This is a genomic window from Endozoicomonas sp. NE40, assembly GCF_040549045.1.
In the GTDB taxonomy this organism is placed as follows: Bacteria; Pseudomonadota; Gammaproteobacteria; order Pseudomonadales; family Endozoicomonadaceae; genus Endozoicomonas_A; species Endozoicomonas_A lisbonensis.
On sequence record NZ_JBEWTB010000002.1, the window covers coordinates 1,305,906 to 1,328,030 of the forward strand.

The following is a 22,125-nucleotide window of genomic DNA, read 5'->3' on the forward strand; positions in this document are numbered from 1 at the left end:
TATGAAAGACGTCACTTATGTTCACCCTGTTACTGCCATTGGTAAACGGGCAATGGACATGACGGTAGCTATTATCGGGCTGGCGCTGACACTGCCGCTGTTCCCGCTTATCGCCATTGCGATCAAAATGGATAGCCCCGGGCCTGTCTTTTACCGGCAGATGCGAATCGGCTACCAGCGCGACAACTATATCAGCCTGTTCCAGATGATTAAGTTTCGCTCCATGTGTGCCAACGCCGAAGCCAAAAGTGGTCCGGTGTGGGCGCAGAAAAATGACCCCCGAATCACCAAACTGGGTCATTTCCTGAGAAAAACCCGTCTGGATGAACTGCCACAGCTATGGAATGTACTGGTTGGCGATATGTCCATTGTCGGACCAAGACCAGAGCGCCCCGGCATGTGCAACAGGCTGGAAAGTAATATCCCCTTTTATACAGAGCGCACCTACGACGTCGTACCGGGTCTGACCGGTCTTGCGCAGGTTAGTCTTGGATACGATGAAAGCATTGATGACGTTCGCAACAAAGTGGCCTACGACCACGCTTATGCGCTGGCGCTGAGCAGCCCGCTGGACTGGTTGAAAATGGACACGTTCGTTATGCTCAAGACATTTTCGGTCATGGTACTCGGGAAGGGGCAGTAATCCGGATTACTGCCCTTAACAGACTTTATTGGTGAGATGCTGCTGGACAAGAAGGTCCAGGGCATTTCTCATGGCTTCCCGGCTGTGCGCACCTTTCTGATGCGGATCAGAAAGTGACAGCTGTCGTATCGCACAACGAACCCCTTCCGGACGGTCATACTCTTCAGGCCATAACAACACATCAGGATAAACCCCCGTCATCTCTTGCATCCAGCCCAGTTTTTCGGCAATAGGCTGTTTTCCGACAACGGTTGTTTCCGGATTGATATTACCCACAAACACCTTCAGGGCATCGTGGTTATTATTAATCGCTTCAGCAATATCATTCATCAGCAAAGAAGGCAGGATACTGGTCATGAAGCTGCCAGGTCCCAGAATGATCAGATCGGCCTGTTCAATAACGGAAACAGCTTCAGAGGTCGGCTTGATATCAGGGAGTAGCATCAGCTGGTCAGGCCGTTTATCCAATGCGTCGATGACAGTTTCACCGACTATTTTTTCACCATCCAGCATGGCAGCCAGTCTGGCTGGCTCCTCAGACATTGGAATAAGCTGCGCCCCAACCTGCAACATTTTGCGAATGAGGTTAACAGCATCCAGAGGACGAACACACATTTGGTCCATTGCCAGCATAATCAGGTTGCCCAGGTTGTGGCCACTGAACTCCCCGCTGTTTTTGAAACGATATTCAAACAGGATTCTGGCAAGATTGGGGCTGTCAGAACATAGCTGGTTGAGGCAGTTGCGCAGATCGCCCCAGGCAATACAACCACTGGCTTCCCTGAGCCTGCCTGTTGAGCCTCCATCATCCGTTGTAGCAACGATACCCGCCAGTTTTTCTTCCATAAAACCAAGGCTGGCCATGACACGCCCCAAACCGTGGCCACCACCGATGGCAACAATCTGGCGACACTGATAGAGTGCTTTTAAAGATTCCATTGAATGTTGGATAAGCCAAATAAGAATAATAAAAAGATTATAGATTATTAATAAAACTATAGTCTCGTCCCACCTCTGACTATCCGGCCTTATCAAGGTCTCCTTCAGGCGGAGTGAACCGTTCAGGTATTAACTCGGGAAGCCGTTTCTGCAGGTAATTTTCCAGTACACCAGCCTGGTCATCTGACAGAAACATCCCCAGTTTACTGCGGCGCCAGAGTATATCATCCACACGGTAGGCCCACTCGTTGAGTATCAGATAATCCACTTCGGCGGCATAAAGATCGGCTCCAAAATGTTGCCCAAGGTCATCCGGACAGGACGCTTCCTGTAACCATTGCCTGGACAAAGAGCCATAACTTTGACAAAGCCTGTAGGCAAATGAATCACTCAGCCATGGCCAGGCATTCTGAAGACGTTCCATAAATGCCTCGGTGGACTCAAACCCGTCAGCTCCCGGCAAACGGTGACCCGATGTCCATGACGACTGCATATCCGGAAAATAGCCAGACAACTTATCAGAAGCCGCCTCCGCCAGTTTTCGATAGGTCGTCAGCTTGCCTCCAAAAACTGACAACAACGGCGCCCGGTCTTCCGCAACGTCAAGCTCAATGGTGTAGTCTCTGGTAATCGCCTGTGGCGAATCGGATTCATCTTCACATAAAGGCCGGACACCGGAGTAACTCCAGATCACATCCTCTGGTGATACCCTGCTTTTAAAATGCTGATTAACAACGTCACATAAGTAGCGCTGTTCTTCTTCAGAACAGGACGCTGAAACCGGATCACCATTAAATTCAACATCCGTAGTACCGACCAGAGAAAACTGTCTCAGCCAGGGCGTCACAAAAACAATACGTCCATCCTGATTCTGTAGAATAAAGGCTCTCGGTTCATCGTGAAGCTTTGGCACCACTATATGACTGCCTTTAATCAACCGTATCCGGCGGGGAGCCTGTTGACTGAGTACTGAATCAAATACGGAACTCACCCAGGGACCTGCTGCGTTCACCAGGGCATGACAGGTCACTTCGGTTTCCCTGCCTGTCAGACGGTCTTTCAGCAAAACATGCCAGAGTTGATTGTCACGCCATGCCTTCACCGCTTCTGTCCGGGTCAGAACCGTGCCATTCAAACACTGCAAAGACATCGCGTTCAACACCACCAGCCGGGCATCATCAACCCAGGCATCAGAGTATTCAAACCCCTGAACAAACTCCGGCTTCAAGGGAGATGTTTCTGAAAACCAGACTTTCTGCGACCCGGGCAAAGACACCCGGGAACTGAGGTAGTCATAGAGAAACAGTCCTGCCCGAATTAACCAGGCGGGTCTTAGTTGAGGCCGGTGAGGCAGGCAGAAGCGCATGGGTCTGGCGATATGGGGCGCCATCTTCAACAACACTTCACGCTCAGCCAGGGCTTCCCTGACCAGTCGAAACTCATAATGCTCAAGATATCTGAGGCCGCCATGAATCAGCTTGCTGCTGGACGATGAAGTCGCACCAGCCAGGTCACCTTTTTCGCACAGCCCAACCTTCAGGCCACGCCCGGCGCAATCGACCGCAATCCCTACGCCATTAATACCACCACCAATAACGAAGACATCAAACTTTGTTGTTTTTATTGTTGTTTTTGAAGTGACAGCCATCGCTTTTCCAGCCTTTCAGGTCATGGAAAACTATCATACGACCAATAGTGAATGATTACGAATCGTAAGGGCAGAATGGGTTTGCGGGTATCGTTCAATCTGATCAGGTATCGATACTGATGATCCGGGGAGTGATAAGGAACAGGCGAACCTGCTGGCGATTAACCTTTTTTTCATTCCTGAACAGCGTACCCAGAACGGGAATATCCCCAAGAACCGGAACTTTTGTCGCATTCTCGGTTTCTGTTTCCTGAACAAAACCACCGATCAGCAGGCTTTCAGACTCATTAACAACCGCCTGTGTACTGATAGAGCTGTTACTGATTTTAGGCAGTGAAGCGCCTTCTGCAGTCTCGTCACCACCATTCTGGATATTCACACTCATGTGAATTTTCCGACCTTTTTTCTCGCTAACAATTCTCGGGGTCACCTGAACAACGGTTCCGGATGTCACCGGAAACAGTTCAGCGTCTTCGGTACTTTCCACTTTGACATAAAAGGTGCTGCTGCTATCAAAAACGGCTTCAAGGTTGTCCAGTGTCAATATGGAGGGTCTGGACACTACTTTTGCACGACCTTCATCAGCCAGCAAGCTCAGCCGCGCATTAAAACTTCCCAGATTCATACCCACCACCGTGGTGAATGACTGAAAATCCTGGGCATGAGCAGAACCCGCTGTATCAAACTGAACCTCAGCGCTTTCGCCACGCTTATTATTCCAGTCAACGCCTAATGCTGAGATATCCTGGGAATTCACATCAATAATCGAAACACTGACTTCCACCTGAGCTGAGGGTTTATCCAGCGATTTAATCAGCTCTTCGTACATAGGCATCTTAGACTCAAGATCATGCACAATAATCGCGTTCAGCCGGGGGTCTGCATTAATTAATACTTTCTCAGCCTCTGCTCCTGCATTCAACTGCTGCGCCCCGGAACTGGCAGCATCCTGAGTGGCTCTCGCAGCGGCTTTTCTTTCTGCTGACCGTGTCACGCCCCGGGCAGGCATGAGGGAAGGATTTGCCAGAGTCTGTCGGGTAACCTGGGCAACCCCGCCACCGCTGATAATACTGCGCAACAGCGTAGAAACGCCCGGCACCACAACCTGCTGACCCCGAAAGTTAAACTGCTTGTCTGTCGCCCAGGCGTATTTCAGACGGAACATTCTTACAGACAGCTGACTCTTTTGCCGGTCACCTTCTTTTTGATCCAGAAGCTCTGCGGTCTGAGTCACCATTTCGACATAGCGGGGCGGACCGGACACATAGACCAGCCCATTCTTTGGCTGTTCTTTCCAGAAAAAACGACCATCCCAGATTCCTACACGCTTGAGTGTTTTCTTGAATTTATCAATGCTCATGTAGTTCAGGCTGATAATCTTCTGCTGAGCCGCATTACCGTTGTAAACGTAGAGCGTATGTCCATCGAAATACCAGATAAAGCCATAGACATTCGACATGTGATCCAGAAAGTCAATCGGCGTCAGCGGTCCGATCTTACCATTAACCTGCCCTTCCAGATCTTCAGCCAGAATAGTAGGAATATAATAACTGGCCGCAAAATTCTGCAGAACTTCCGTCAAGTCCTCTCCGCTGCCGTAATAGGCATAAGGACGTTCACCAAAAGCTTCCAGCGATGGCGAAGAATCATCAGGTACGTTTTCCGATGTATTGTCGGACTCATGCATTTCTGCTTCAGTATCTCTTTCCGTTTCAGCTTTTGCCTCGACAGCTAAGTCCTGATTCAGCATTTTGGCATCATTATCAAAAGGCAGATCAAAGCCAGTCTGTTGCGGGCTTTGATTTAAAGGTGGCTTCTGATTCGCTGAATTCAGCTGGTAGTTATAATCAACGCTGTCTACACCTGGACCCATATTCTGGTTGTCCAGCCATTGCTGCAATTTATAATATTCTTCCTGGGTTGGTCTGGCTTCTCTTGGGGGAAATGACTGGGCATCAAGAGAATTCATCTCCTGCATCCCTGGCTGAACCGGCAACTGTTCTATCGGAATATAAATAGTCTGCCCGGTCATCAGCCGGTCAGGATTGGTAATATTGTTGTAGGAAATCAGTTCGTAAATATCGAACCCGTAATTTTCAGCGATAATGGCCAGAGTTTCATCAGGACGAACAATATGACGGCGAGCATTTTCTTTATCAATACGAGCCCAGTTGCTGTTTGAGATAGCATTTGAAGCAACCAGCGTGAACATCACAGGAATAAGCAATGCCCACTTAATGCACCGTTTTTTACACTGATCAATACAACGATGCAGGTTGATAAGAAAGCTCATTACACGAGTGCCTCCATGCAAGTCTCGCTACAGCTTACATCAACTACTTAATCAAACAGCTAACTATTCATTGCAGCTAACTATTCATTACAGTTAGCTGCCCATTACAGCTAACTAGCCATTATTAGTACATCGTCAATTTGCACAAAAAAATAAAGTTTTAATGCTGAAATCGAACAAAAATTTCATTTAATTGACAGTGTATCCAACTCCGCCCCCTAATTCTAATGCTTTTAGACTGATCGCTTTCAGGTCATCACCAGATGGCCGATGAAATGCCTATTCAGTTTTCCCGGGAAGAATACGACTATGGATGTTTCATTTAACAGTGGCCTGTCTGGAATTTCCAGAATTGCCGCAGATGCGGTCGATAAAGACTTTCCTAAAGATAAATCCTCATTTAAGCCTTCTGGCGAAAGCATCCCCGCGCACTTCTGGACAGCCCTTGAAATGGGCCGGACTTTTCAGAATCGGGAAAAACGCTTCGCCATGAACGTCGACTCGTCCTCATTATCATTGTCACCCGATGAACATCACATGATGACCAATCTGGCATTAGCCATTTTTGAGCAACGCAAAAATGAAAGCCCGGAATTTCAAAAGGCGCTTGACGTTTTACAGGAGTCTAAAGAGCTTCAGGAAATGTTGATGATGAGCCGTAACATACTGGTAGCCGGGTAAAGGAGGCCGTCTATGGATAAGACGCTGAAAGAATGGTTATTCGCTCAGGCTGCTTATTATCTTGAATATTTACAGCCCCGCAAATCCATCGCTCTGCTCGAAGCCATGCGTCAGATGGAACCTGAGAACCCTGATGTTCATCGCATGCTGAGCTATGCCTACCTTCAAACTGACCAGCCTGCAGAGTCCATTAAGGCGGCCGATAATTTTCTGCAGTACGTGAAGCCCGGCACCGATATCCGTGCCATAAAATGGATCAAGGGACGCGCCCTGCTCAGGAAGAAAAAGCTGAAGAAAGCAGTTGTACGTTAACCCCTGCTTTCCGTCTGCTTTCTGCCTGAAAGGTTACGCCCCGAACAATCAGGCTGAATGCATGAATCCAGTTCTTATCGGTCTCCAGAAAATGGGCCAGCGCAATGACCTGATGCTGGCTGTTTTGCTGGTAGCCATTGTTGGCCTGATTATCCTGCCCATGCCCACCCCGGTGGTGGATTTCCTGATTGCCCTGAATATGGGCCTGTCCTTTATTCTGATGATGACGTCTATTTACCTGAAGTCGCCCCTGGAGTTTTCGTCATTTCCTGCTGTACTGCTGGTGACCACTCTGTTCAGACTGTCACTGTCCATTACCACGACCCGTCTGATCCTTTTGCAAGCCGACGCCGGTGAGATTGTCTACACCTTTGGTAACTTCGTGGTGGGCGGTAACCTGATTGTTGGTATCGTTATCTTCCTGATCATCACTATTGTTCAGTTTCTGGTGATTACCAAAGGTTCAGAACGTGTTGCAGAAGTGAGCGCCCGTTTCTCTCTGGATGGTATGCCCGGCAAACAGATGAGTATCGACGCTGATCTGCGTGCAGGCTCTATTGAGATGGAAGAAGCTCAGAAGCGCCGTGAACTGGTGCAGAAAGAGAGTCAGATGTACGGGTCAATGGATGGCGCCATGAAGTTCGTAAAAGGGGATGCCATTGCCGGTCTGATTATCATCTTTGTAAACATCACAGCCGGGGTAGCCATTGGTTCCACCATGCTGGGACTGAGCGCTGGTGAAGCCCTTCAGCTGTATGCCATTCTGACCGTAGGGGACGGTTTGATTTCCCAGATCCCCGCCCTGCTGATCTCCATCACCTCTGGTATTATCGTTACCCGGGTATCGAACGAGGACTCCAAAGACCTTGGTAATGAAATTGGCGGGCAACTGCTGGACAAACCCAAAGCTCTTATGGTCGGCGGTATTCTGTTGCTCTGCTTCGCGCTGATTCCCGGCTTTCCAACACTGATTTTCCTGTTTCTGGCAGCCTTTATCGGCGGCGGTGGTTACTACCTGTTGAAGAAAGCCGCCAAAGCTGAACACGATGAGGCAGAAGGCGGTATTCCTGCCATGGCAGCAGCTACCGAATCACCGGACAAAGCCAGATCACGTCTGGATCAACAGGAAGAGTTCACCCAGACTCTGCCACTGATTATTGATGTCCCCACTTCCATTCAGGAAAGTCTGGATACACAATCGTTGAACGACGAGTTACTTAAAGTCCGCAAAGCTCTTTACATGGATCTGGGTGTACCTTTCCCCGGTATCCACCTGCGCTTTAACGACTCCATGGCAGACAACACCTACTCTATTCTTTTGCAGGAAGTCCCCGTCGCCAGCGGCTACTTCCGGCCTGGCCATATCTTTATCCGTGAATCCATTGACCATCTGGAAATGCTGAAAATCCCTTTTGAACAAGAGGACGATTTTCTGCCCGGACTGGATACCATCTGGGCAACCGAAGATAAGAAAGAACGTCTGGAAAAGAACAACGTTAACTTTATGGATGCTCCTAAAATCCTCACCTTCCATCTGGCCCATGTATTGAAAAAATACTCTGAAGAATTTATCGGGATTCAGGAAACCCGTTACCTGCTGGAAAAAATGGAAAGCTCTTTCGGTGAGTTGATCAAGGAAGTACAGCGTTTATTGCCCGTTAATAAAATTACCGAAATATTTCAGCGGCTGGTATCCGAAGATATTTCCATTCGCAACCTGCGCTCTATCCTGCAGTCACTGGTTGTCTGGGGACATAAAGAGAAAGAAGTCGTGCAACTGACGGAATATGTTCGTTCATCATTAAAGCGTTACGTCAGTTACAAATACTCTAATGGTAAAAACATGCTGCCGGTGTATCTGCTGGATCAGGATGTTGAAGACACCATTCGTGGCGGTATTCGCCAGACTTCTGCAGGCAGCTATCTGGCACTTGATCCGTCACAATCGGCACGGTTTGTGGAAAACGTTAAAAATACCGTGGGTAAAATAGGCCACCTGGAACACAAACCCGTACTGATTACATCCATGGACATTCGTCGCTATGTGCGCAAGCTGCTGGAGCTGGAAGTGTATGATCTGGCCGTACTATCACATCAGGAACTGACGGAAGAAATCACCGTTCAACCGCTGGGCCGCATCTCTTTATAAAAGGCTCTTTATTAGGCGTCGGGGTTAACCCGTGCATACAGAAACTGGTCATAAAAGCGTTCACCTTTGTAAATGTGTTTTCTCAGAATACCTTCACGCTGATAACCACACTTCTCAAGGACTTTACAGGAACCTTCGTTGTACTCCACAACATCGGCAAACAAACGGACAATGTTCTTCTTTTTGAACGCATAATCCGAAGCAAAGTCGAGGGCTTTAGACATGATCCCCCTGCCCCAGTGTTCTTCCGATATCCAGTAACCTATCTCGGCGGAATAGCGATGCACATCCAGCTGCACAACAAAACCGATTTCACCGATGGCTTCCTGTCCACTGGCGATCACAAAGCGGGTATCCGATTCGTACTCCTTTACGTGCTGAATCCACGCCCTGGCATGCTCAATACTATAAGGGTTGGGAAAGCTGTCTCTGAGGTTCCGGGCAATATTGGTATTGTTGCCATGGCGGGATAACGACGATGCATCGCCATACAGGAAGCTTCTGACACTATAGCCATCACCCAGATCAAATCGCATATCCATTGCCTTTGAAAAATCATCAACAGATATGTCATCGGCTTAACAAAGATAGCCTTGAAAGTCCTCAGCGGGCTCGGGCTGAATTTTGTCAGACATCCAGTTAACTCGGGTATTTTGCATCTCACAAATTTATGAAAACAAAGAATTTCAAACAATCGTTTGAATCTTGCTTGTACAATTTATTTATGTCGGGAACGCTACTTTCAACACATCCTCCAAAATTTTTCATTCTGTAAGCGATTCAGGTGATAGAGTCTGCCGATCCGTTTCACTCAGGTGATACTCCATTTTTTCAGGTACGTTGCCACTGAGTGCGCCACTGCTTGGTCTGGGCTTTCAGTTCGATGAAGTCCAGTTTGCTGAGTGTGACCTGGGCGCAGGCAAAGGGGACTTTGATCGGATCAGCCGCAACCTTTGAATTGGAGAAAACTTCACGAGAAGGCATGGATGAAATACGGTTGCTCTGGAAAAAATGACAGCTGAAACTATGGGTCACGGAATGCTTACGCTGAAGATCAATACATACGCCCAACATGTTGTTTTTAAAAATAATTATTAATAACAGATGCTTTTTTGACCAGGGTCAATTTAGTTCACATATTCAATATATCAAAACTCAAACTATCTAGGTAAGGTCATCGGCAATCAATTTGTATCCATCAGGAGTTACCCATGCAAGCCTATCTGGCACTACCCATCGTTATCATTGCAGGCTTTTTGATAGTCAAAAAATATAATACCCAAGCCGTATTGTTTTCCACCGGCTTATTAATGATGCTTCTGGGTGTTACTTTTGGAGCAGGTGAATTTCTGCCGAACGGAGTAAACAGTTCCGGTTCCGTATTTTTTGATTTCTTCCTGACTATCAAATCCCTGGCTTCTTCCAACATGGCAAACCTGGGCTTGATCATCATGTCGGTAGGTGGTTTCGCTAAATATATGGATCATATCGGTGCTGCCGATTCCATGGTACGAATTGCAACCAAACCTTTGTCCAAATTCAGCAGCCCCTACATTGTTCTGGCTCTGGCTTACATTCTGGGTCAGATTCTGAACATCTTCATTCCAAGTGCAGTTGGTCTGGCGATGCTGTTGCTGGTTGCTCTGTTCCCGGTACTGGTGCGTATTGGCTGTACTCCGGCATCCACTGCTGCTGTGCTGGCTACCACCGCATGTCTGGACCTGGGTCCTGGCTCCGGTAACTCTAACCGTGCTGCGGAAGTGATTGGTATTGACGCTGCTTCTTACTTTGTTGAATACCAGATGCTGGCTGCACCAGTGATTATGATCGTTATTGCGATTCTGCATTACTTCACCCAGAAGTACTTCGATAAGAAAGACTCTGAAAATGGGGTTGTTAATACGCTGAAAGAGCAGAAGACTGAAGACAAGGGCGCTCCAATCTGGTTTGCCATACTGCCAGTCATGCCTCTGGCATTCCTGCTGATCTTCAGCCGCTTTGCTATCGACAGCATTAACGTTGATGTTGTAACAGCCATGTTTGTCAGCCTGTTCATTGCTATGGTGGCTAACTTCATCGTTACCCGGGATGGCCACAAAGTAGCTGATTCCATCAAGGTTTACCTCAAAGGCATGGGCGATGTATTTGCTTCTGTTGTATCACTGATTATTGCGGCGCAAACCTTTGTTGCTGGTCTGGCTGGTATAGGCTTTATCAGTCTGCTGTTGTCCAGCACTGCCAACCTGGGGCTGGGCATACTGGCAATGACCATTATCATGGTCACTATCATTGGTCTTACCGCTGTTCTGTCCGGTTCCGGTAATGCTGCATTCTTCAGCTTCTCCAGCCTGGCTCCGGATCTGGCCGTTCAAACTGGTGGTGCTGTAGGCTCCATTACTCTGTCCATGCAGCTGACTGCAGGTATTATGCGCAGCGTTTCCCCGGTAGCCGGTGTGGTAATCGCCTGTGCCGGTGTTGCAGGCATTTCTCCAACAGACGTAGCCAAGCGTACCGCTATTCCAATGATTGGTGGTGTTGTAACGCTGCTGATCATGAGTGTTTTTGTCTGATCCTTTTCAGTTAAAGCAGGCAGTGCAGGCGTTGTTCCTGCCCTGCCATTCTCCATTACACTTTTAAAAATTCATAAGCGATCCATCCAGCATTTTTTCCAACCATTTATCTTGAGTCCAGACAGTAATCAGCCAAAAATTCCTGATATAATTGTCATAATTTCCAGGTATTTGGAAAAATTCCCGACTTAATTAGATATCAGACAATTTGCCTCAAGCTTTCTATAAATCAACCCAAGGATATCCCACTTTTTCATTGCCCATTCAGGCGACAGCAGATACTGACGCTCTCCAGACCCTGTCAGGCGATGAAACAGCAAATGCTCAGGCGCACGACGAATGACTTCTGCCATGACATCCGTATATTCTTCCATAGTCATTTCACGGACATTTCCCTGCTTCCAGTCTCTGGCGAGCTGTGTACCTTTAACAATGTGTAAAGGGTGAACCTTAATGGCATCGACGCCCAGGTTAATAACTCTGTCAAAGCTTACTAGCGTGTCTTCCGGTTTTTCACCCGGTAACCCCATGATCAGATGGGTACAAAGCTTTAAACCAATCGCTTTAGCCCGCTTAACCGCATCTTCGTATTCCGCAAATCCATGACCACGATTAACAGCGATCAAAGATGAATCAAACGTAGACTGCAAACCCAGCTCCAGCCAGACTTCATAACCTTTGTCCTGATACTCTTTTAGTAGTGCCAGTACCGGGTCGGGTACGCAGTCCGGGCGAGTGCCAACGGCCAGGCCAATAACATCAGAATCAGACAAGGCTTCGTCATAGTAACGACGCAGGTCTTCAACGGAACCGTAGGTATTACTGTATGACTGAAAGTAAGCAATGAATTTACCCGCACCAGTGCGTTTGGAAACCTTCACTTTTGCGGATTGAATCTGGGCAGTAATGTCACCCGCGTTGGTGGTGTCAGGACTGAATGAAGCATTATTGCAAAACGTACAGCCACCGATTCCCTTGGTGCCATCCCGGTTTGGACAGGTGAAAGAAGCATTAACTGAAATTTTGTGGACTTTCTCACCGTACTTTGCACGCAGATAGCGTCCAAACGTATTGACGAATCGTGTCATGTCCATACAAGAAGGCACCCGGAGTTTAACAAAAGGACGACAACATAATGCTTGTTGGATCAGCCGCCTATACGCACATCACGTGGAATTGGGAGAAGGTCTGACAGACTGTCCGCAGGAACTCTTGGAATAGCAAAGCTACACAGGCTGATTCGGTCAAAAAAACCTGTGTATTAAGTCAATCTGCTTTTTTCATACGGTCAATGACTTCATCAACAACTGCTTTGACCTGTTCTTCATTAGCCTGGAGAGACAGAGTGTTATCATCCGGAGCTACTCGCCATTCAATGATACGTTTAGCCAGTTTGCGAGCCATAACTCCGACGATGTCATCAAGGTAAGTGTCATTAAACATTGGTAGATGCATGAACCGTAAGTGGACCAGCAGTTGCTCCGGCTGCCCGTCTTCTTTCATGTGAATTGCAAAGTCACCTGGGTCTGTGGTGCTCTGACTGATCGTTAACGTGAAGTGTTCACCGCTCATAACATTCTCCATATCTGACTAAGTCAGTTGTCGGCCCTGACATCAACGGCTGAAGATCATTTTTACACAGATTGGAAATAACGATTCAGCCTGTTTAGAACCGGCACCCTTTGTCTGTCGCACCAGATAAGCAGCTATCTAAAACGGGGCCGATATATCTATCTATAGTAAATAGGTGAATCAGCCCATAAACGGAGACCCCGACATGATCAATAACACGGATGCTGAACCTCTCCGCCCTGATGGCAGTCGCAACCCGGTCGATCCGGTTCAACCCAAGAGTCCGGTTGATGCCATTGAAGCAGATCGCTTCTCTGACATGATGAAGAAAAACAAGGACATGGAAGCCGCTGCAAGTGATAACCAGACAGCTGAAGGGGAAATATCTCCGGAAGAACTTCAAAGGCAAATTCGGGAAGGAATGTTCAAAACCGGATTCCAGAAAGCTATTGAAAGAGCAAAAGAAATGACAAAAGAGATGAAACAGTAATGTCTGATGTTATGCCTCCCTTACTGACAAAAAATTGACAACAAGAATATAGTTACGTACTGATATGAAGTAATTATCTAAAAAACATCCTGTAAATAAATTACAATAATTAAAATATGTTTTTTTCAAGCTCAATCTCAATAACCAAAACATTTTCTAATGAGATACGCATAGTACAGGGAGTTAATGTACATGTCTGAGCAACGTAGCAACGTCGTTTCTATCAATACAGCTGCCTCACCTGTTGTGCAGTTTGAGATTGAAATGCTATTTGAGAACCTGTTAAACCAATATATTATTCCCCATATCAATCCTGCCGTTAATGCTTTAGCTGATTATGTATCAGAAAAGCAGCTGGCTGCTGCCAGCGACATTGACCTGATGCAATTAATTGAAACAGAAAAAAAAGTAAAGTCATCCAAAACAGAGATTATCGAATCATTCACCAACCATCTGTTCAACCGTATTAACGACTGGACTGAAACTGACAAAACAACGGATGCTTCCCTGCCTGTAAGCGACTTATCTTTGGTTGACAACACAATTCTGGAACAAAAACTGTCCTGGCAAGCTGCCGCCAGGCAAATGGAAATGTGCGAACAACTGCAGAATCTTTACAACTGTGAATCACGCCTGCAAGACTTTACACCTTCAGACTCTATGCAACTACCCATTGGGTCAATGGCGCTTTGTGAAACGTTTGCCAGTGCGCTGGCATCATTAAATCTGGAGCTTGATACGGTTCACGAATTTTTATCACTGTTCGCTAAACATCTAAAGTTCCCAGCTTCACAAATGTGGCAACAAGCTGATACCGATCTTGCAGAGATGGGGCTGAAACTGAATACACCTAAAATATCTTCTTACACGGAAACGGTTGGTAATAGCAGCTCTCAAAATAATACTAACCAGTCAGAAGAAACTAATACTGAGACTGAGATGGTAAACCAGATTGCTCAACAGGTAGTTTCAAAAGTTGAATCGATGATTGGTCAGCAATTTAGCAAAACCATGAGTGAAACAGGAGCCGACTCCTTTATAATTTCTGCAGCGAGTTATCCAACTCAGGATCTTGCCTTAACGTTAACCAGCATTCAAGATGAGTTATCAGGACAACATTCAGCCATTTCAAACTTATCAGAATCCATTAAAAATGCATTAACAGACCGTGGAATTACTCAGAGTCTTTCCCCCAGACAGGAAGACCTGATTAATATGGTCGGTCTATTGTTTGAATACATCATCGACGATCACGAGCTACCCGATATCATAAAAAAAATTATTGGGCTTCTACAAATACCCGTTTTGAAGCTGGCTTTAATTGATCATGATTTTTTATGCAACAGAGAACATCCCGGCAGACAATTACTGAATGATATGACATCCGCAGGCATGCACTGCAAAGATGATGATGAACCGATTGTTCAACTCATTGAAAATAACGTCATGACGATTATCCACAGCTTTACAGACAATCCCAATATTTTTTCTGAATGCCTCCGTGAATTTAACAAAAATCTGTTATCAATAAACAGACGTTCAATGCAGGCTGCTGAAGAAGATCAGTGGGATACCGAAGGTGCAGAGGAAGCAAATCTTAACAGTGTGGAGTCAACAAAAGAATGTTCAGAGCCGGTCACCGACCCAGCCAGCAATACGATCGCTGCATCCCCTGTGGATGACATCGTGGATTCTTATCTCACCCGGCATAATGTCCCGAAGTCGCTTAACGACCTGGTATGCTCAGCCTGGAAAGACGTTTTACAGTTCTCTCTTGAGCAAAACAGTTCCGATGAACACTGGTTCCACAGAGTCAACATTCTGGATATGCTACTGTGGAACCTTCAGGAGAGTCACCAGAAAAGCATACCCGACGATGACTGGAAAATACTGAAAGCCTATCTTATTGAACAGTTTCATGAAGTTGATATGAATCCATTTGCCGTAGCGGAATGGTTTCATATCATCGACTCCATGACCAATAAACATATTGATCTGGAAGAAGAAATTGTTATCCAGAAAACTACCGACCAGCAAAAAAACCAACAAATATTTACAACGGATGAAATCAGGGAGTCTGAACTCTCGGATCAAGAATTCGACATTACCGTTCCTGATACCCGGCGACAGCCATTTTCTGATACAGAAATGCCTGTTGTTGGTCAATGGGTTGAGTTCATCGGTAAAAATGACCATCGTCTGCGCTGTAAGCTGGCGACTATTCACTTACATACAGACCGTTATATCTTTGTTAACAAATCGGGCATGAAGGTAGCTGAGTGGTCAGGTCTGGAGCTGGGAAAAGCCATACAACATCACAGAGTTGAACTGCTGAACGATCAGCAATTTTTTGACCGCGCGTTACAAGCGGTCATGAATAAATTCACAAAATTTTAAATTACATGGAAGATTAGTACCCAACCACATGAAATCATATTTTCTGACTCATTGTTCAGGCACTCTGACTGCGTTGCAACTCTGGTCACATAGCTTGCTATGCTCCCGTCGTTGCGCCTTGCATAGTACCTGCTCAATAAGCCAGAAATATTCGATTCCACATGGCTGGGTACTTACAGGATCGGAGAAAAGCCATGCTGGACCTGACTAACCTTCAGCTGATCACTGATGGTAATAAAACCTTGCTTAACTCTCTCTTAACGGAGTTTATCCGCACGACAGATGACGACCTAAAAGAGTTAAACAATGCCATAAAGGACCAGCAACACGACTCAATAATCAGACTCTCTCACCGAATAAAAGGGGCGGCTGCGATCGTTGGTGCCTCTGAACTCGTTGAGTTAACCGCTGAACTGGAAGCTGCTGGCTGTCAATCCGGTCTGAATAATTCATTAGAACTTCTGAAAAGAATCATGCATTGCTACGAAAATGTGTCTGAGGAAATCAATCACTACAATTGAGTGGGCGGCCCGACACCCAGCCCTGCAAACCCCTGTAGTACAATTTCAACCGCCAGCGCACAAAGCAGCATTCCCATAACTCGAATTAAAATTGCAGAACCGCCATCACCCAGCCAATGATGAAGTGTATTTGCCATCCTGAGCAGCAGATAGGTAATCACAAGGACACTCACCATAACCAGTGCGGTCAGTGCCTGATCCTCGATCCCATGCAGACGGTTATCGGTTAACACCACAACAGCAGTGAGTGCGCCAGGACTTGCCATCGAAGGAACTGCCAGAGGGAATACGGCTATATCATGACCAGGTTCCGCACGATCTTTAGAGTGAGATACATCATCACTGAAGATCATCTTCAGGCCAAAAATGAACAGGATGCAGCCACCTGCAATCTGGAATGAAACGAGCCGTATTCCCATTGCACTCAGCAATAACTGACCAATGATCAGGAATGTCAGAAGAATAGCTCCACTGTACAGTGTGGCTCGTAAAGCCACCCTGTTTCGATCTTTAGCTGAATATCCACCAGTGATCGCCAAAAACAGTAGAAGTGAGCCTATGGGATCAATAACAGCGAAAAACAACACAAAGTCATGGATCAGTTGCTGCATAGATGCGCCGGTTAGTTGAGAAACAGAAGGCTACTGGTAACTACCTATTGGTAACTATCTACTGGTAGCTATCGACCATTCTCAAACTTACTTCTGTAATGCCTGCCAAACCTGTTTATCCCGCTCCGCTGTCCAGATGGAAGGCGTGCTTAAACCGGAAGCTTCATCAAAAGCTCTGGATACATTAAATGGCAGACAGTGCTCGTAGATCACCCAGGACGAGTAATCCCTGTCCATTTTCATGCGGATATAGTCGAAAGTATCAGCGAGCTTCATACCCAGGGCGACAGCCTCACTGGCATATTCATAAAGCCGTGAAACGTAGCCTCTGGTGGCGGATATGGCAGTTTGCGAACATTCCTCAGTTCTCATCGCTTTGCCGCGACCCGGGAGTAACTGCAAAGGTTCCATTTCCAGCAGTCGACTCAGCGTTTGTGGCCAGCATTGCAGATAGGCATCACCACAATAAGGCGTAGCACCCGACTCGACCAGATCTCCAGCGAACATTATGTGCTGCTCAGGAAGCCAGAGAATCGTATCCCCCCCTGTATGCCCGGGACCTGGATGAATGATTTCAACCTTCAGATTACCCAGATCGATTGTCAGGCACTCATCAAACAGAATATCCGGCCTTGTAAGGCCGGTGATTGTCTCTTTGTTTTCAAACAACCTCGGAAAACGTCTCAGTTCCGATTCCCAGTCCTGCTCTCCCCGCTCGGTAATCAGTTCAGCCGTTGCATGGCTGGCAACCACCTTAGCCCCGGAAAACGCTGAAGCCCCAAGCGTTCTGACCGCATGGTAGTGACTGAGTACCACGTAGCTGACCGGCAGGTCTGTCACGTCTTTGAGTGCATCCAGAACCTTCTGTGCCATTGCCGGTGTGGCCTGACTGTCAAAAACCAGAACCGCCTCACTGCCTATCACTATACCGGTATTCGGATCACCTTCTGCTGTAAACGCATAGACACCTTCAGAGAGCCTTTCAAAAGTCATCGTTTTTGAGGTCAGATCCGCTGAAGAGGCAAATGATTTGGGCATGATAGAGGTCGCACTGGAGAAAGATGGAACCTCAGTATAGTTCCATCTTCAACAAGCATGGCTTACCAGGAGATGGTCGAGCCGTCGTAGCTGAAAAACTGCCCGGACGTATCAACAGTTAGCTGCTCCATGACTTCACGTAAACCATGAATGGATGTTTCAGTGGTAATCAAAGCGTTAGGGCCACCCATATCGGTCTGAACCCAGCCCGGATGACAAATAGCAACACTGATGCCTCTGCCAGACAGATCATGGGCAAGGCTTTTACCAACAGCGTTTAAGGCGGCTTTAGACGAACGATAGATATAGCTTCCACCGGAAGTATTGTCTTCAATACTGCCCATTTTGCTGGTCATCAGCAGGACTTTTCCGTCATCAGCCATCAGGTCAACCAGTTCCTGAACCACCAGCAAAGGAGCGACCGTGTTAACACGCAGAACCTTCATCCACTCCTGTTCAGTCACCTCACCAAATGACAACCGCTCACCATACATCCCGGCATTATTAATCAACAGGTCAATGCGCTGCCCCTGCAATGTATATTTCAAATTAGTCAGCTGAGCTGTGTTAATAACATCCAGTGGAACGGTTTCAAGCCGATCTTCAGCCTCCTGCTTAAGCTTCAGCAACTCACCCGCAGATTCCGGTGAACGACAGCAGGCGTAAACCTTATGACCGTCAGCCAAGTATTGTTTGCAGAATTCCAGCCCCAACCCTCGGTTGGCACCGGTAATAACGATGGTTTTACTCATGCTTGTGAGACTCCTTAAAAGCGTTTTCAAGTTGTAGCAGATAACCGGCTCTCAGCTCATCACTGATAAAGCTGGCATTAAAACTGTTTTTTATTAGCTGGTAGATTTCATTGTCTGTTAGCGACAAGGCTGCCTGAACCGCCCGAAAGTTGTCATTAACATAGCCACCAAAGTAAGCCGGATCATCAGAATTGACCGTCACCAGCAGCCCTTTGTTTAACATAGATTTAAGATTGTGTTCTTCAAGGAGGCTGAATACTTTTAATTTTTCATTCGACAAGGGGCAAACGGTTAAGGGTACCTGATGGTCAACCAGATAACTGACCAGCTTAGGGTCATCCTCACACCGGACACCGTGGTCAATGCGTTCAACCCCAAGGCTCTTTATAGCTCCCCAGATATAATCTGCAGGACCTTCTTCACCGGCATGAGCGACGGCTTTTAAACCATAATGTCTGGCCTTATCAAATACCGCCTGAAATTTTTCAGGTGGATGACCGACTTCAGAAGAATCCAGCCCTACACCAATGATCCATTGATGCCATGGGCGCGACATTTCCAGAGTATCCATAGCCGCTTCGGCACTTAAATGACGCAGAAAGCACATGATGACCTGGCTGGTAATGCCCAGCTTCTGTTCGCCGTCCTGCAAAGCTGAATGAATACCCTCTATGACCGTTTCAAAGTCAATACCACGGTCTGTATGGGTTTGAGGATCAAAAAAGATTTCGGTATGGACGACATTGTCCTGCTGGCAGCGCAGCAAATAAGCCCAGGTCAGGTCATGAAAATCCTGTTCGGTTTGTAATACCCCTGCTCCGGCATAATAAATATCAAGAAACGATTGCAGGTCATTAAACTCATAGGCTCGACGAACGTCCTCGACACTGTGGTATGGCAACTGAATGTTATTTCGGGCAGCCAGTTCAAACATCAACTCCGGCTCTAATGTTCCTTCAATATGCAGATGCAACTCAGCCTTTGGCAACGCATGGGTCATAGAAGAAGCTCCATCAGATAATTCGGGCTATTATGTCAATAATGGAGTAATAATAAGTCTAATGATACCTCTAAACTCAGGGATTGAAGGTCATGTCAAAGATTGACGGCAACTCAGGTGTTACACCACCCCAGCAACCTGCAGATCACAACAAGACCGAAAAAGCTGTTGGGACATTAGGCGACAAAACGGTTTCCCCTCTCTCTCTTGATGAAAACCTGCAACAGGAACTGCAGACCAAAGTCTCCCCTGACATAGACATTTCAGACCGTTTCGTATCTCATCCACCGCTGAATAAGGAAACACTCAGCCTGCTTCGCAACCTGGTCAGGGAAAAGTCGTGGGAAGGTGTTCGTGAGGCATTGGATCAGCGGGTAAAATCACTCGAACACTTTGACCAGCTGGCGCAGATTGCTCCCGATAACCTTCCTCTGGAAGCTCAGCAACTGATCATTAATCGCTACGCCGGTATTGCAACAGAACGGATTGTGGGTCATCTGACTAACCTGAAGGGCAGTGCGCAGGAGCAGCTCGACAGCCTGAATTTATACTTTATTCGCCCAGACAGCCCCCATAATGCCGTCAAAACCGTATGCCGGTCTGTCAGTGATGATTTTATGCAGGCCAGCAAGTTTCAGTCTTCTTTAGGGCAATCGCTGAAAGATCAGCTGGAAACCCGTTCATTTGGCTTGTTAAAGCAACACCTGATCAGTCTGGACCGACAGGTTGCCGCTAAAGGCAGTCCGGAACAGATACAAAAAAATAACTGGCAGATTAACCAGCGTAACATTGAAGTAAGAGAATAAGCCGGGAATTTAAGAAAGCACCAGCGTAGAATAAATCCATCACACCCAAAACAAATAAGAATGGTTTTTATTTAGATTGCTATTTGAATTAAGAGGATTTTAAATTATACTCAGTTCGCTAATACTTGTCGTACTCTTACAAACTAAAAAAGGGGCAAGCCCGGAAGCTAACCCCTTCTTTTTCAGCTGTTTAGCTCTTTATCAGAACAGTACAGCGACTACCGTAGCAATGCTCAGTACCAGAGTACCGCCGTAGCACAGGGCTTTAACAGCAACACCAGGGTGCATACCCAGGTCATGGGAGCCGTGGTAGATACGGTGGATACAAGCCCAGTAAGACGGTACCAGTACCGCCAGCAGGGCCAGCTGACCAAACAGATTGTTCAGGAAGAAACCGGACATACGCTCATAAGACAGAGCTTCAGCCGGAATCACACCCAGAGAGGACAGCAGGACAACCAGGATCATCGCCGGGAAAAACAGTGCGATGGTGGTACCGCCAGCGCCAAACAGGCTCCACAGCAGGGGTTCAATATGACGTTTCTGACTCATCTTATTTACTCCCTTAAACCAGTGCCGCTGCAGCCAGAATCACAACAGAAATACCTGCCAGACCTGCGTACATCAGCTTGTTAACAACATTGTCAGCGACTTTCTTGCGAATGAACTGAGGCAGTACGCGCGGAGTCATGTCGAAGTAAGTCACTGCGTGGTACAGGGTCATACCCAGAGTTACGACAGTAAACAGGATCATCAGCGGGTTAGCCTGGAAAGACAACCAGCTGCTCCATGCTTCTTCACCTTTACCCAGCTGCAGGATACCCCAGAACAGGTTAACCGCGTACAGGGCATCGAACACACAGGATGCTTCACGCACCATGTAGTTACGGTAGTACGGGTGGTCCATGAACCAGGTACGCTTCATCGGGCGTACGTAAGGGCGACGACTCATCACTTTGCTCCTTTGCGTGGCATCAGGAAGGACAGAGCCCAGTCCTGGGAGCCTTGCAGCTTGTTCTGGTTGATAGCAGCAGCCGGGTCAACGTTCTTAGGACAAACCTCTGAACAGTAACCAACAAAAGTACAGGACCAGACACCGTTCTTGCCCTGAATCACTTCAGTACGCTGATCGTAACCGTCGTCACGGGAGTCCAGGTTGTAACGGTGACCCAGAGCGAGCACCGCAGGACCCGTGAACAGAGGGTTCAGACCCATCTGCGGACAGGCGGAGTAACACAGCATACAGTTGATGCACATGGAGAACTGCTTGTACAGGCCCAGCTGCTCAGGTGTCTGCTTGTTCACACCTTCTTCAACCGGCTTCTCCATCGCATTGATGATGTAAGGCTTAACAGATTCCAGCTTCTTGATGAAGTCAGCGGAATCGACCACCAGGTCACGCTCGATCGGGAAGTTAGCCAGAGGCTCAACTTTGATGGCATTCGGGTAGTAGTCGCGCAGGAAGGTTTCACAGCCCAGCTTTGGTGTGCCGTTGATCACCATACCGCAGCTACCACATACCGCCATACGGCAGGACCAACGGTAGGACAGGGAAGAGTCCAGTTCGTCCTTAATGTGCTCAAGAGCGTCCAGCATGGACCAGTCTTCAACGTAAGGAATCTCAAAGGTGCCGTAGCTTGGCTTTTCATCGGTTTCCGGATTGTATCGCAGAATCTCGATGCTAATCGTTTTATTGCTCATTC

The 22,125-nt window shown here is 47.2% G+C and carries 23 protein-coding genes; 9 read left to right on the forward strand and 14 right to left on the reverse strand.

What is annotated here, in order from left to right:
• Nucleotide 1 precedes the first annotated feature (1 nt).
• On the forward strand, nucleotides 2-643 hold the full coding sequence (locus V5J35_RS06780) for a sugar transferase (protein ID WP_354010519.1): 642 nt from the start codon (nucleotides 2-4) through the stop codon (nucleotides 641-643).
• A 15-nt stretch (nucleotides 644-658) separates the two neighbouring features.
• On the opposite strand, the gene V5J35_RS06785 is transcribed toward V5J35_RS06780, so the two are convergent.
• From V5J35_RS06785 to sctC, 3 genes are all read right to left on the reverse strand, one after another.
• Entirely contained in the window at nucleotides 659-1,582 is a 924-nt protein-coding gene (locus V5J35_RS06785) for a gluconeogenesis factor YvcK family protein (protein WP_354010520.1), read from the reverse strand.
• 79 nt (nucleotides 1,583-1,661) lie between these two features.
• Nucleotides 1,662-3,230 (reverse strand): glycerol-3-phosphate dehydrogenase, encoded by a 1,569-nt coding sequence (gene glpD / locus V5J35_RS06790; protein WP_354010521.1) that lies wholly within the window; start codon nucleotides 3,228-3,230, stop codon nucleotides 1,662-1,664.
• A 103-nt stretch (nucleotides 3,231-3,333) separates the two neighbouring features.
• Nucleotides 3,334-5,523, reverse strand: coding sequence for a type III secretion system outer membrane ring subunit SctC (gene sctC / locus V5J35_RS06795; RefSeq protein WP_354010522.1), 2,190 nt, complete (start codon nucleotides 5,521-5,523; stop codon nucleotides 3,334-3,336).
• Between the two features lie 309 nt (nucleotides 5,524-5,832).
• Between sctC and sctX the strand changes: the two genes are divergently transcribed.
• The 3 genes from sctX to sctV all read left to right on the forward strand — a co-directional run bounded on the left by sctX (nucleotide 5,833) and on the right by sctV (nucleotide 8,665).
• Nucleotides 5,833-6,204, forward strand: a complete 372-nt coding sequence (gene sctX, locus V5J35_RS06800; RefSeq protein ID WP_354010523.1) for a type III secretion apparatus assembly protein SctX — start codon at nucleotides 5,833-5,835, stop codon at nucleotides 6,202-6,204.
• Nucleotides 6,205-6,216: 12 nt separating this feature from the next.
• Nucleotides 6,217-6,516: a tetratricopeptide repeat protein gene (locus V5J35_RS06805; protein WP_354010524.1), complete on the forward strand. Its 300-nt coding sequence runs from the start codon at nucleotides 6,217-6,219 to the stop codon at nucleotides 6,514-6,516.
• Between the two features lie 61 nt (nucleotides 6,517-6,577).
• Nucleotides 6,578-8,665: a type III secretion system export apparatus subunit SctV gene (gene sctV / locus V5J35_RS06810; RefSeq protein ID WP_354010525.1), complete on the forward strand. Its 2,088-nt coding sequence runs from the start codon at nucleotides 6,578-6,580 to the stop codon at nucleotides 8,663-8,665.
• 11 nt (nucleotides 8,666-8,676) lie between these two features.
• Here sctV and V5J35_RS06815 read toward each other — a convergent pair whose 3' ends face one another.
• Both V5J35_RS06815 and V5J35_RS06820 read right to left on the reverse strand, forming a co-directional pair.
• Entirely contained in the window at nucleotides 8,677-9,201 is a 525-nt protein-coding gene (locus V5J35_RS06815; protein ID WP_354010526.1) for a GNAT family N-acetyltransferase, read from the reverse strand.
• A gap of 295 nt (nucleotides 9,202-9,496) precedes the next feature.
• Nucleotides 9,497-9,649 (reverse strand): hypothetical protein, encoded by a 153-nt coding sequence (locus tag V5J35_RS06820; RefSeq protein ID WP_354010527.1) that lies wholly within the window; start codon nucleotides 9,647-9,649, stop codon nucleotides 9,497-9,499.
• A gap of 227 nt (nucleotides 9,650-9,876) precedes the next feature.
• Between V5J35_RS06820 and dcuC the strand changes: the two genes are divergently transcribed.
• Entirely contained in the window at nucleotides 9,877-11,235 is a 1,359-nt protein-coding gene (gene dcuC / locus V5J35_RS06825) for a C4-dicarboxylate transporter DcuC (protein ID WP_354010528.1), read from the forward strand.
• Nucleotides 11,236-11,423: 188 nt separating this feature from the next.
• Here the strand turns inward: dcuC and mnmL are convergent, their stop codons facing one another.
• Nucleotides 11,424-12,329, reverse strand: coding sequence for a tRNA modification radical SAM protein MnmL/YtqA (gene mnmL, locus V5J35_RS06830; protein ID WP_354010529.1), 906 nt, complete (start codon nucleotides 12,327-12,329; stop codon nucleotides 11,424-11,426).
• 172 nt (nucleotides 12,330-12,501) lie between these two features.
• The gene (locus V5J35_RS06835) at nucleotides 12,502-12,807 is read right to left on the reverse strand and encodes a hypothetical protein (protein ID WP_354010530.1); all 306 of its coding nucleotides are present in this window, start codon (nucleotides 12,805-12,807) and stop codon (nucleotides 12,502-12,504) included.
• A gap of 205 nt (nucleotides 12,808-13,012) precedes the next feature.
• On the opposite strand from V5J35_RS06835, the gene V5J35_RS06840 reads away from it, so the two are divergent.
• The 3 genes from V5J35_RS06840 to V5J35_RS06850 all read left to right on the forward strand — a co-directional run bounded on the left by V5J35_RS06840 (nucleotide 13,013) and on the right by V5J35_RS06850 (nucleotide 16,215).
• On the forward strand, nucleotides 13,013-13,297 hold the full coding sequence (locus V5J35_RS06840; RefSeq protein ID WP_354010531.1) for a hypothetical protein: 285 nt from the start codon (nucleotides 13,013-13,015) through the stop codon (nucleotides 13,295-13,297).
• Between the two features lie 192 nt (nucleotides 13,298-13,489).
• Nucleotides 13,490-15,694: a DUF1631 family protein gene (locus V5J35_RS06845; RefSeq protein ID WP_354010532.1), complete on the forward strand. Its 2,205-nt coding sequence runs from the start codon at nucleotides 13,490-13,492 to the stop codon at nucleotides 15,692-15,694.
• A gap of 161 nt (nucleotides 15,695-15,855) precedes the next feature.
• Nucleotides 15,856-16,215, forward strand: a complete 360-nt coding sequence (locus V5J35_RS06850) for an Hpt domain-containing protein (protein WP_354010533.1) — start codon at nucleotides 15,856-15,858, stop codon at nucleotides 16,213-16,215.
• Here the strand turns inward: V5J35_RS06850 and V5J35_RS06855 are convergent.
• From V5J35_RS06855 to V5J35_RS06870, 4 genes are all read right to left on the reverse strand, one after another.
• Nucleotides 16,206-16,826 (reverse strand): MarC family protein, encoded by a 621-nt coding sequence (locus tag V5J35_RS06855; RefSeq protein WP_354010534.1) that lies wholly within the window; start codon nucleotides 16,824-16,826, stop codon nucleotides 16,206-16,208. The two genes, V5J35_RS06850 and V5J35_RS06855, sit on opposite strands and share 10 nt — an antisense overlap.
• Before the next feature lie 87 nt (nucleotides 16,827-16,913).
• The gene (locus V5J35_RS06860) at nucleotides 16,914-17,864 is read right to left on the reverse strand and encodes an MBL fold metallo-hydrolase (protein WP_354010535.1); all 951 of its coding nucleotides are present in this window, start codon (nucleotides 17,862-17,864) and stop codon (nucleotides 16,914-16,916) included.
• A gap of 62 nt (nucleotides 17,865-17,926) precedes the next feature.
• Complete coding sequence (locus V5J35_RS06865; RefSeq protein ID WP_354010536.1) at nucleotides 17,927-18,616, reverse strand: SDR family oxidoreductase; 690 nt, start codon at nucleotides 18,614-18,616, stop codon at nucleotides 17,927-17,929.
• Nucleotides 18,609-19,616, reverse strand: coding sequence for an adenosine deaminase (locus V5J35_RS06870; RefSeq protein ID WP_354016299.1), 1,008 nt, complete (start codon nucleotides 19,614-19,616; stop codon nucleotides 18,609-18,611). The genes V5J35_RS06865 and V5J35_RS06870 overlap by 8 nt, the downstream gene beginning before the upstream one ends.
• 92 nt (nucleotides 19,617-19,708) lie before the next feature.
• Between V5J35_RS06870 and V5J35_RS06875 the strand changes: the two genes are divergently transcribed.
• Nucleotides 19,709-20,422, forward strand: a complete 714-nt coding sequence (locus V5J35_RS06875) for a hypothetical protein (protein WP_354010539.1) — start codon at nucleotides 19,709-19,711, stop codon at nucleotides 20,420-20,422.
• Nucleotides 20,423-20,623: 201 nt separating this feature from the next.
• On the opposite strand, the gene frdD is transcribed toward V5J35_RS06875, so the two are convergent.
• Genes frdD through V5J35_RS06890 form a run of 3 tightly spaced genes read right to left on the reverse strand, consistent with a single transcriptional unit; the run spans nucleotide 20,624 to nucleotide 22,123 of the window.
• Nucleotides 20,624-20,974, reverse strand: coding sequence for a fumarate reductase subunit FrdD (gene frdD / locus V5J35_RS06880; RefSeq protein WP_354010540.1), 351 nt, complete (start codon nucleotides 20,972-20,974; stop codon nucleotides 20,624-20,626).
• Between the two features lie 13 nt (nucleotides 20,975-20,987).
• Nucleotides 20,988-21,374 (reverse strand): fumarate reductase subunit C, encoded by a 387-nt coding sequence (locus V5J35_RS06885; RefSeq protein ID WP_354010541.1) that lies wholly within the window; start codon nucleotides 21,372-21,374, stop codon nucleotides 20,988-20,990.
• Nucleotides 21,374-22,123 carry a succinate dehydrogenase/fumarate reductase iron-sulfur subunit gene (locus V5J35_RS06890; RefSeq protein ID WP_354010542.1) on the reverse strand — a complete coding sequence of 250 codons (750 nt, stop codon included), beginning with the start codon at nucleotides 22,121-22,123 and terminating at the stop codon, nucleotides 21,374-21,376. The genes V5J35_RS06885 and V5J35_RS06890 overlap by 1 nt, the downstream gene beginning before the upstream one ends.
• Nucleotides 22,124-22,125: the final 2 nt, after the last annotated feature.

Bases quoted from the DNA above. Each gene is read 5' to 3' on its own strand.
- V5J35_RS06850 (WP_354010533.1), top strand. From the start codon at position 15,856: ATGGCTGGGTACTTACAGGATCGGAGAAAAGCCATGCTGGACCTGACT.
- sctC (WP_354010522.1), bottom strand. From the start codon at position 5,523: ATGAGCTTTCTTATCAACCTGCATCGTTGTATTGATCAGTGTAAAAAA.
- mnmL (WP_354010529.1), bottom strand. From the start codon at position 12,329: ATGGACATGACACGATTCGTCAATACGTTTGGACGCTATCTGCGTGCA.
- V5J35_RS06875 (WP_354010539.1), top strand. From the start codon at position 19,709: ATGTCAAAGATTGACGGCAACTCAGGTGTTACACCACCCCAGCAACCT.
- V5J35_RS06840 (WP_354010531.1), top strand. From the start codon at position 13,013: ATGATCAATAACACGGATGCTGAACCTCTCCGCCCTGATGGCAGTCGC.
- V5J35_RS06780 (WP_354010519.1), top strand. From the start codon at position 2: ATGAAAGACGTCACTTATGTTCACCCTGTTACTGCCATTGGTAAACGG.
- V5J35_RS06890 (WP_354010542.1), bottom strand. From the start codon at position 22,123: ATGAGCAATAAAACGATTAGCATCGAGATTCTGCGATACAATCCGGAA.
- V5J35_RS06815 (WP_354010526.1), bottom strand. From the start codon at position 9,201: ATGCGATTTGATCTGGGTGATGGCTATAGTGTCAGAAGCTTCCTGTAT.
- V5J35_RS06785 (WP_354010520.1), bottom strand. From the start codon at position 1,582: ATGGAATCTTTAAAAGCACTCTATCAGTGTCGCCAGATTGTTGCCATC.
- V5J35_RS06845 (WP_354010532.1), top strand. From the start codon at position 13,490: ATGTCTGAGCAACGTAGCAACGTCGTTTCTATCAATACAGCTGCCTCA.
- dcuC (WP_354010528.1), top strand. From the start codon at position 9,877: ATGCAAGCCTATCTGGCACTACCCATCGTTATCATTGCAGGCTTTTTG.
- glpD (WP_354010521.1), bottom strand. From the start codon at position 3,230: ATGGCTGTCACTTCAAAAACAACAATAAAAACAACAAAGTTTGATGTC.
- sctX (WP_354010523.1), top strand. From the start codon at position 5,833: ATGGATGTTTCATTTAACAGTGGCCTGTCTGGAATTTCCAGAATTGCC.
- V5J35_RS06885 (WP_354010541.1), bottom strand. From the start codon at position 21,374: ATGAGTCGTCGCCCTTACGTACGCCCGATGAAGCGTACCTGGTTCATG.
- V5J35_RS06835 (WP_354010530.1), bottom strand. From the start codon at position 12,807: ATGAGCGGTGAACACTTCACGTTAACGATCAGTCAGAGCACCACAGAC.
- frdD (WP_354010540.1), bottom strand. From the start codon at position 20,974: ATGAGTCAGAAACGTCATATTGAACCCCTGCTGTGGAGCCTGTTTGGC.
- V5J35_RS06855 (WP_354010534.1), bottom strand. From the start codon at position 16,826: ATGCAGCAACTGATCCATGACTTTGTGTTGTTTTTCGCTGTTATTGAT.
- V5J35_RS06870 (WP_354016299.1), bottom strand. From the start codon at position 19,616: ATGACCCATGCGTTGCCAAAGGCTGAGTTGCATCTGCATATTGAAGGA.
- V5J35_RS06860 (WP_354010535.1), bottom strand. From the start codon at position 17,864: ATGCCCAAATCATTTGCCTCTTCAGCGGATCTGACCTCAAAAACGATG.
- V5J35_RS06820 (WP_354010527.1), bottom strand. From the start codon at position 9,649: ATGCCTTCTCGTGAAGTTTTCTCCAATTCAAAGGTTGCGGCTGATCCG.
- sctV (WP_354010525.1), top strand. From the start codon at position 6,578: ATGAATCCAGTTCTTATCGGTCTCCAGAAAATGGGCCAGCGCAATGAC.
- V5J35_RS06865 (WP_354010536.1), bottom strand. From the start codon at position 18,616: ATGAGTAAAACCATCGTTATTACCGGTGCCAACCGAGGGTTGGGGCTG.
- V5J35_RS06805 (WP_354010524.1), top strand. From the start codon at position 6,217: ATGGATAAGACGCTGAAAGAATGGTTATTCGCTCAGGCTGCTTATTAT.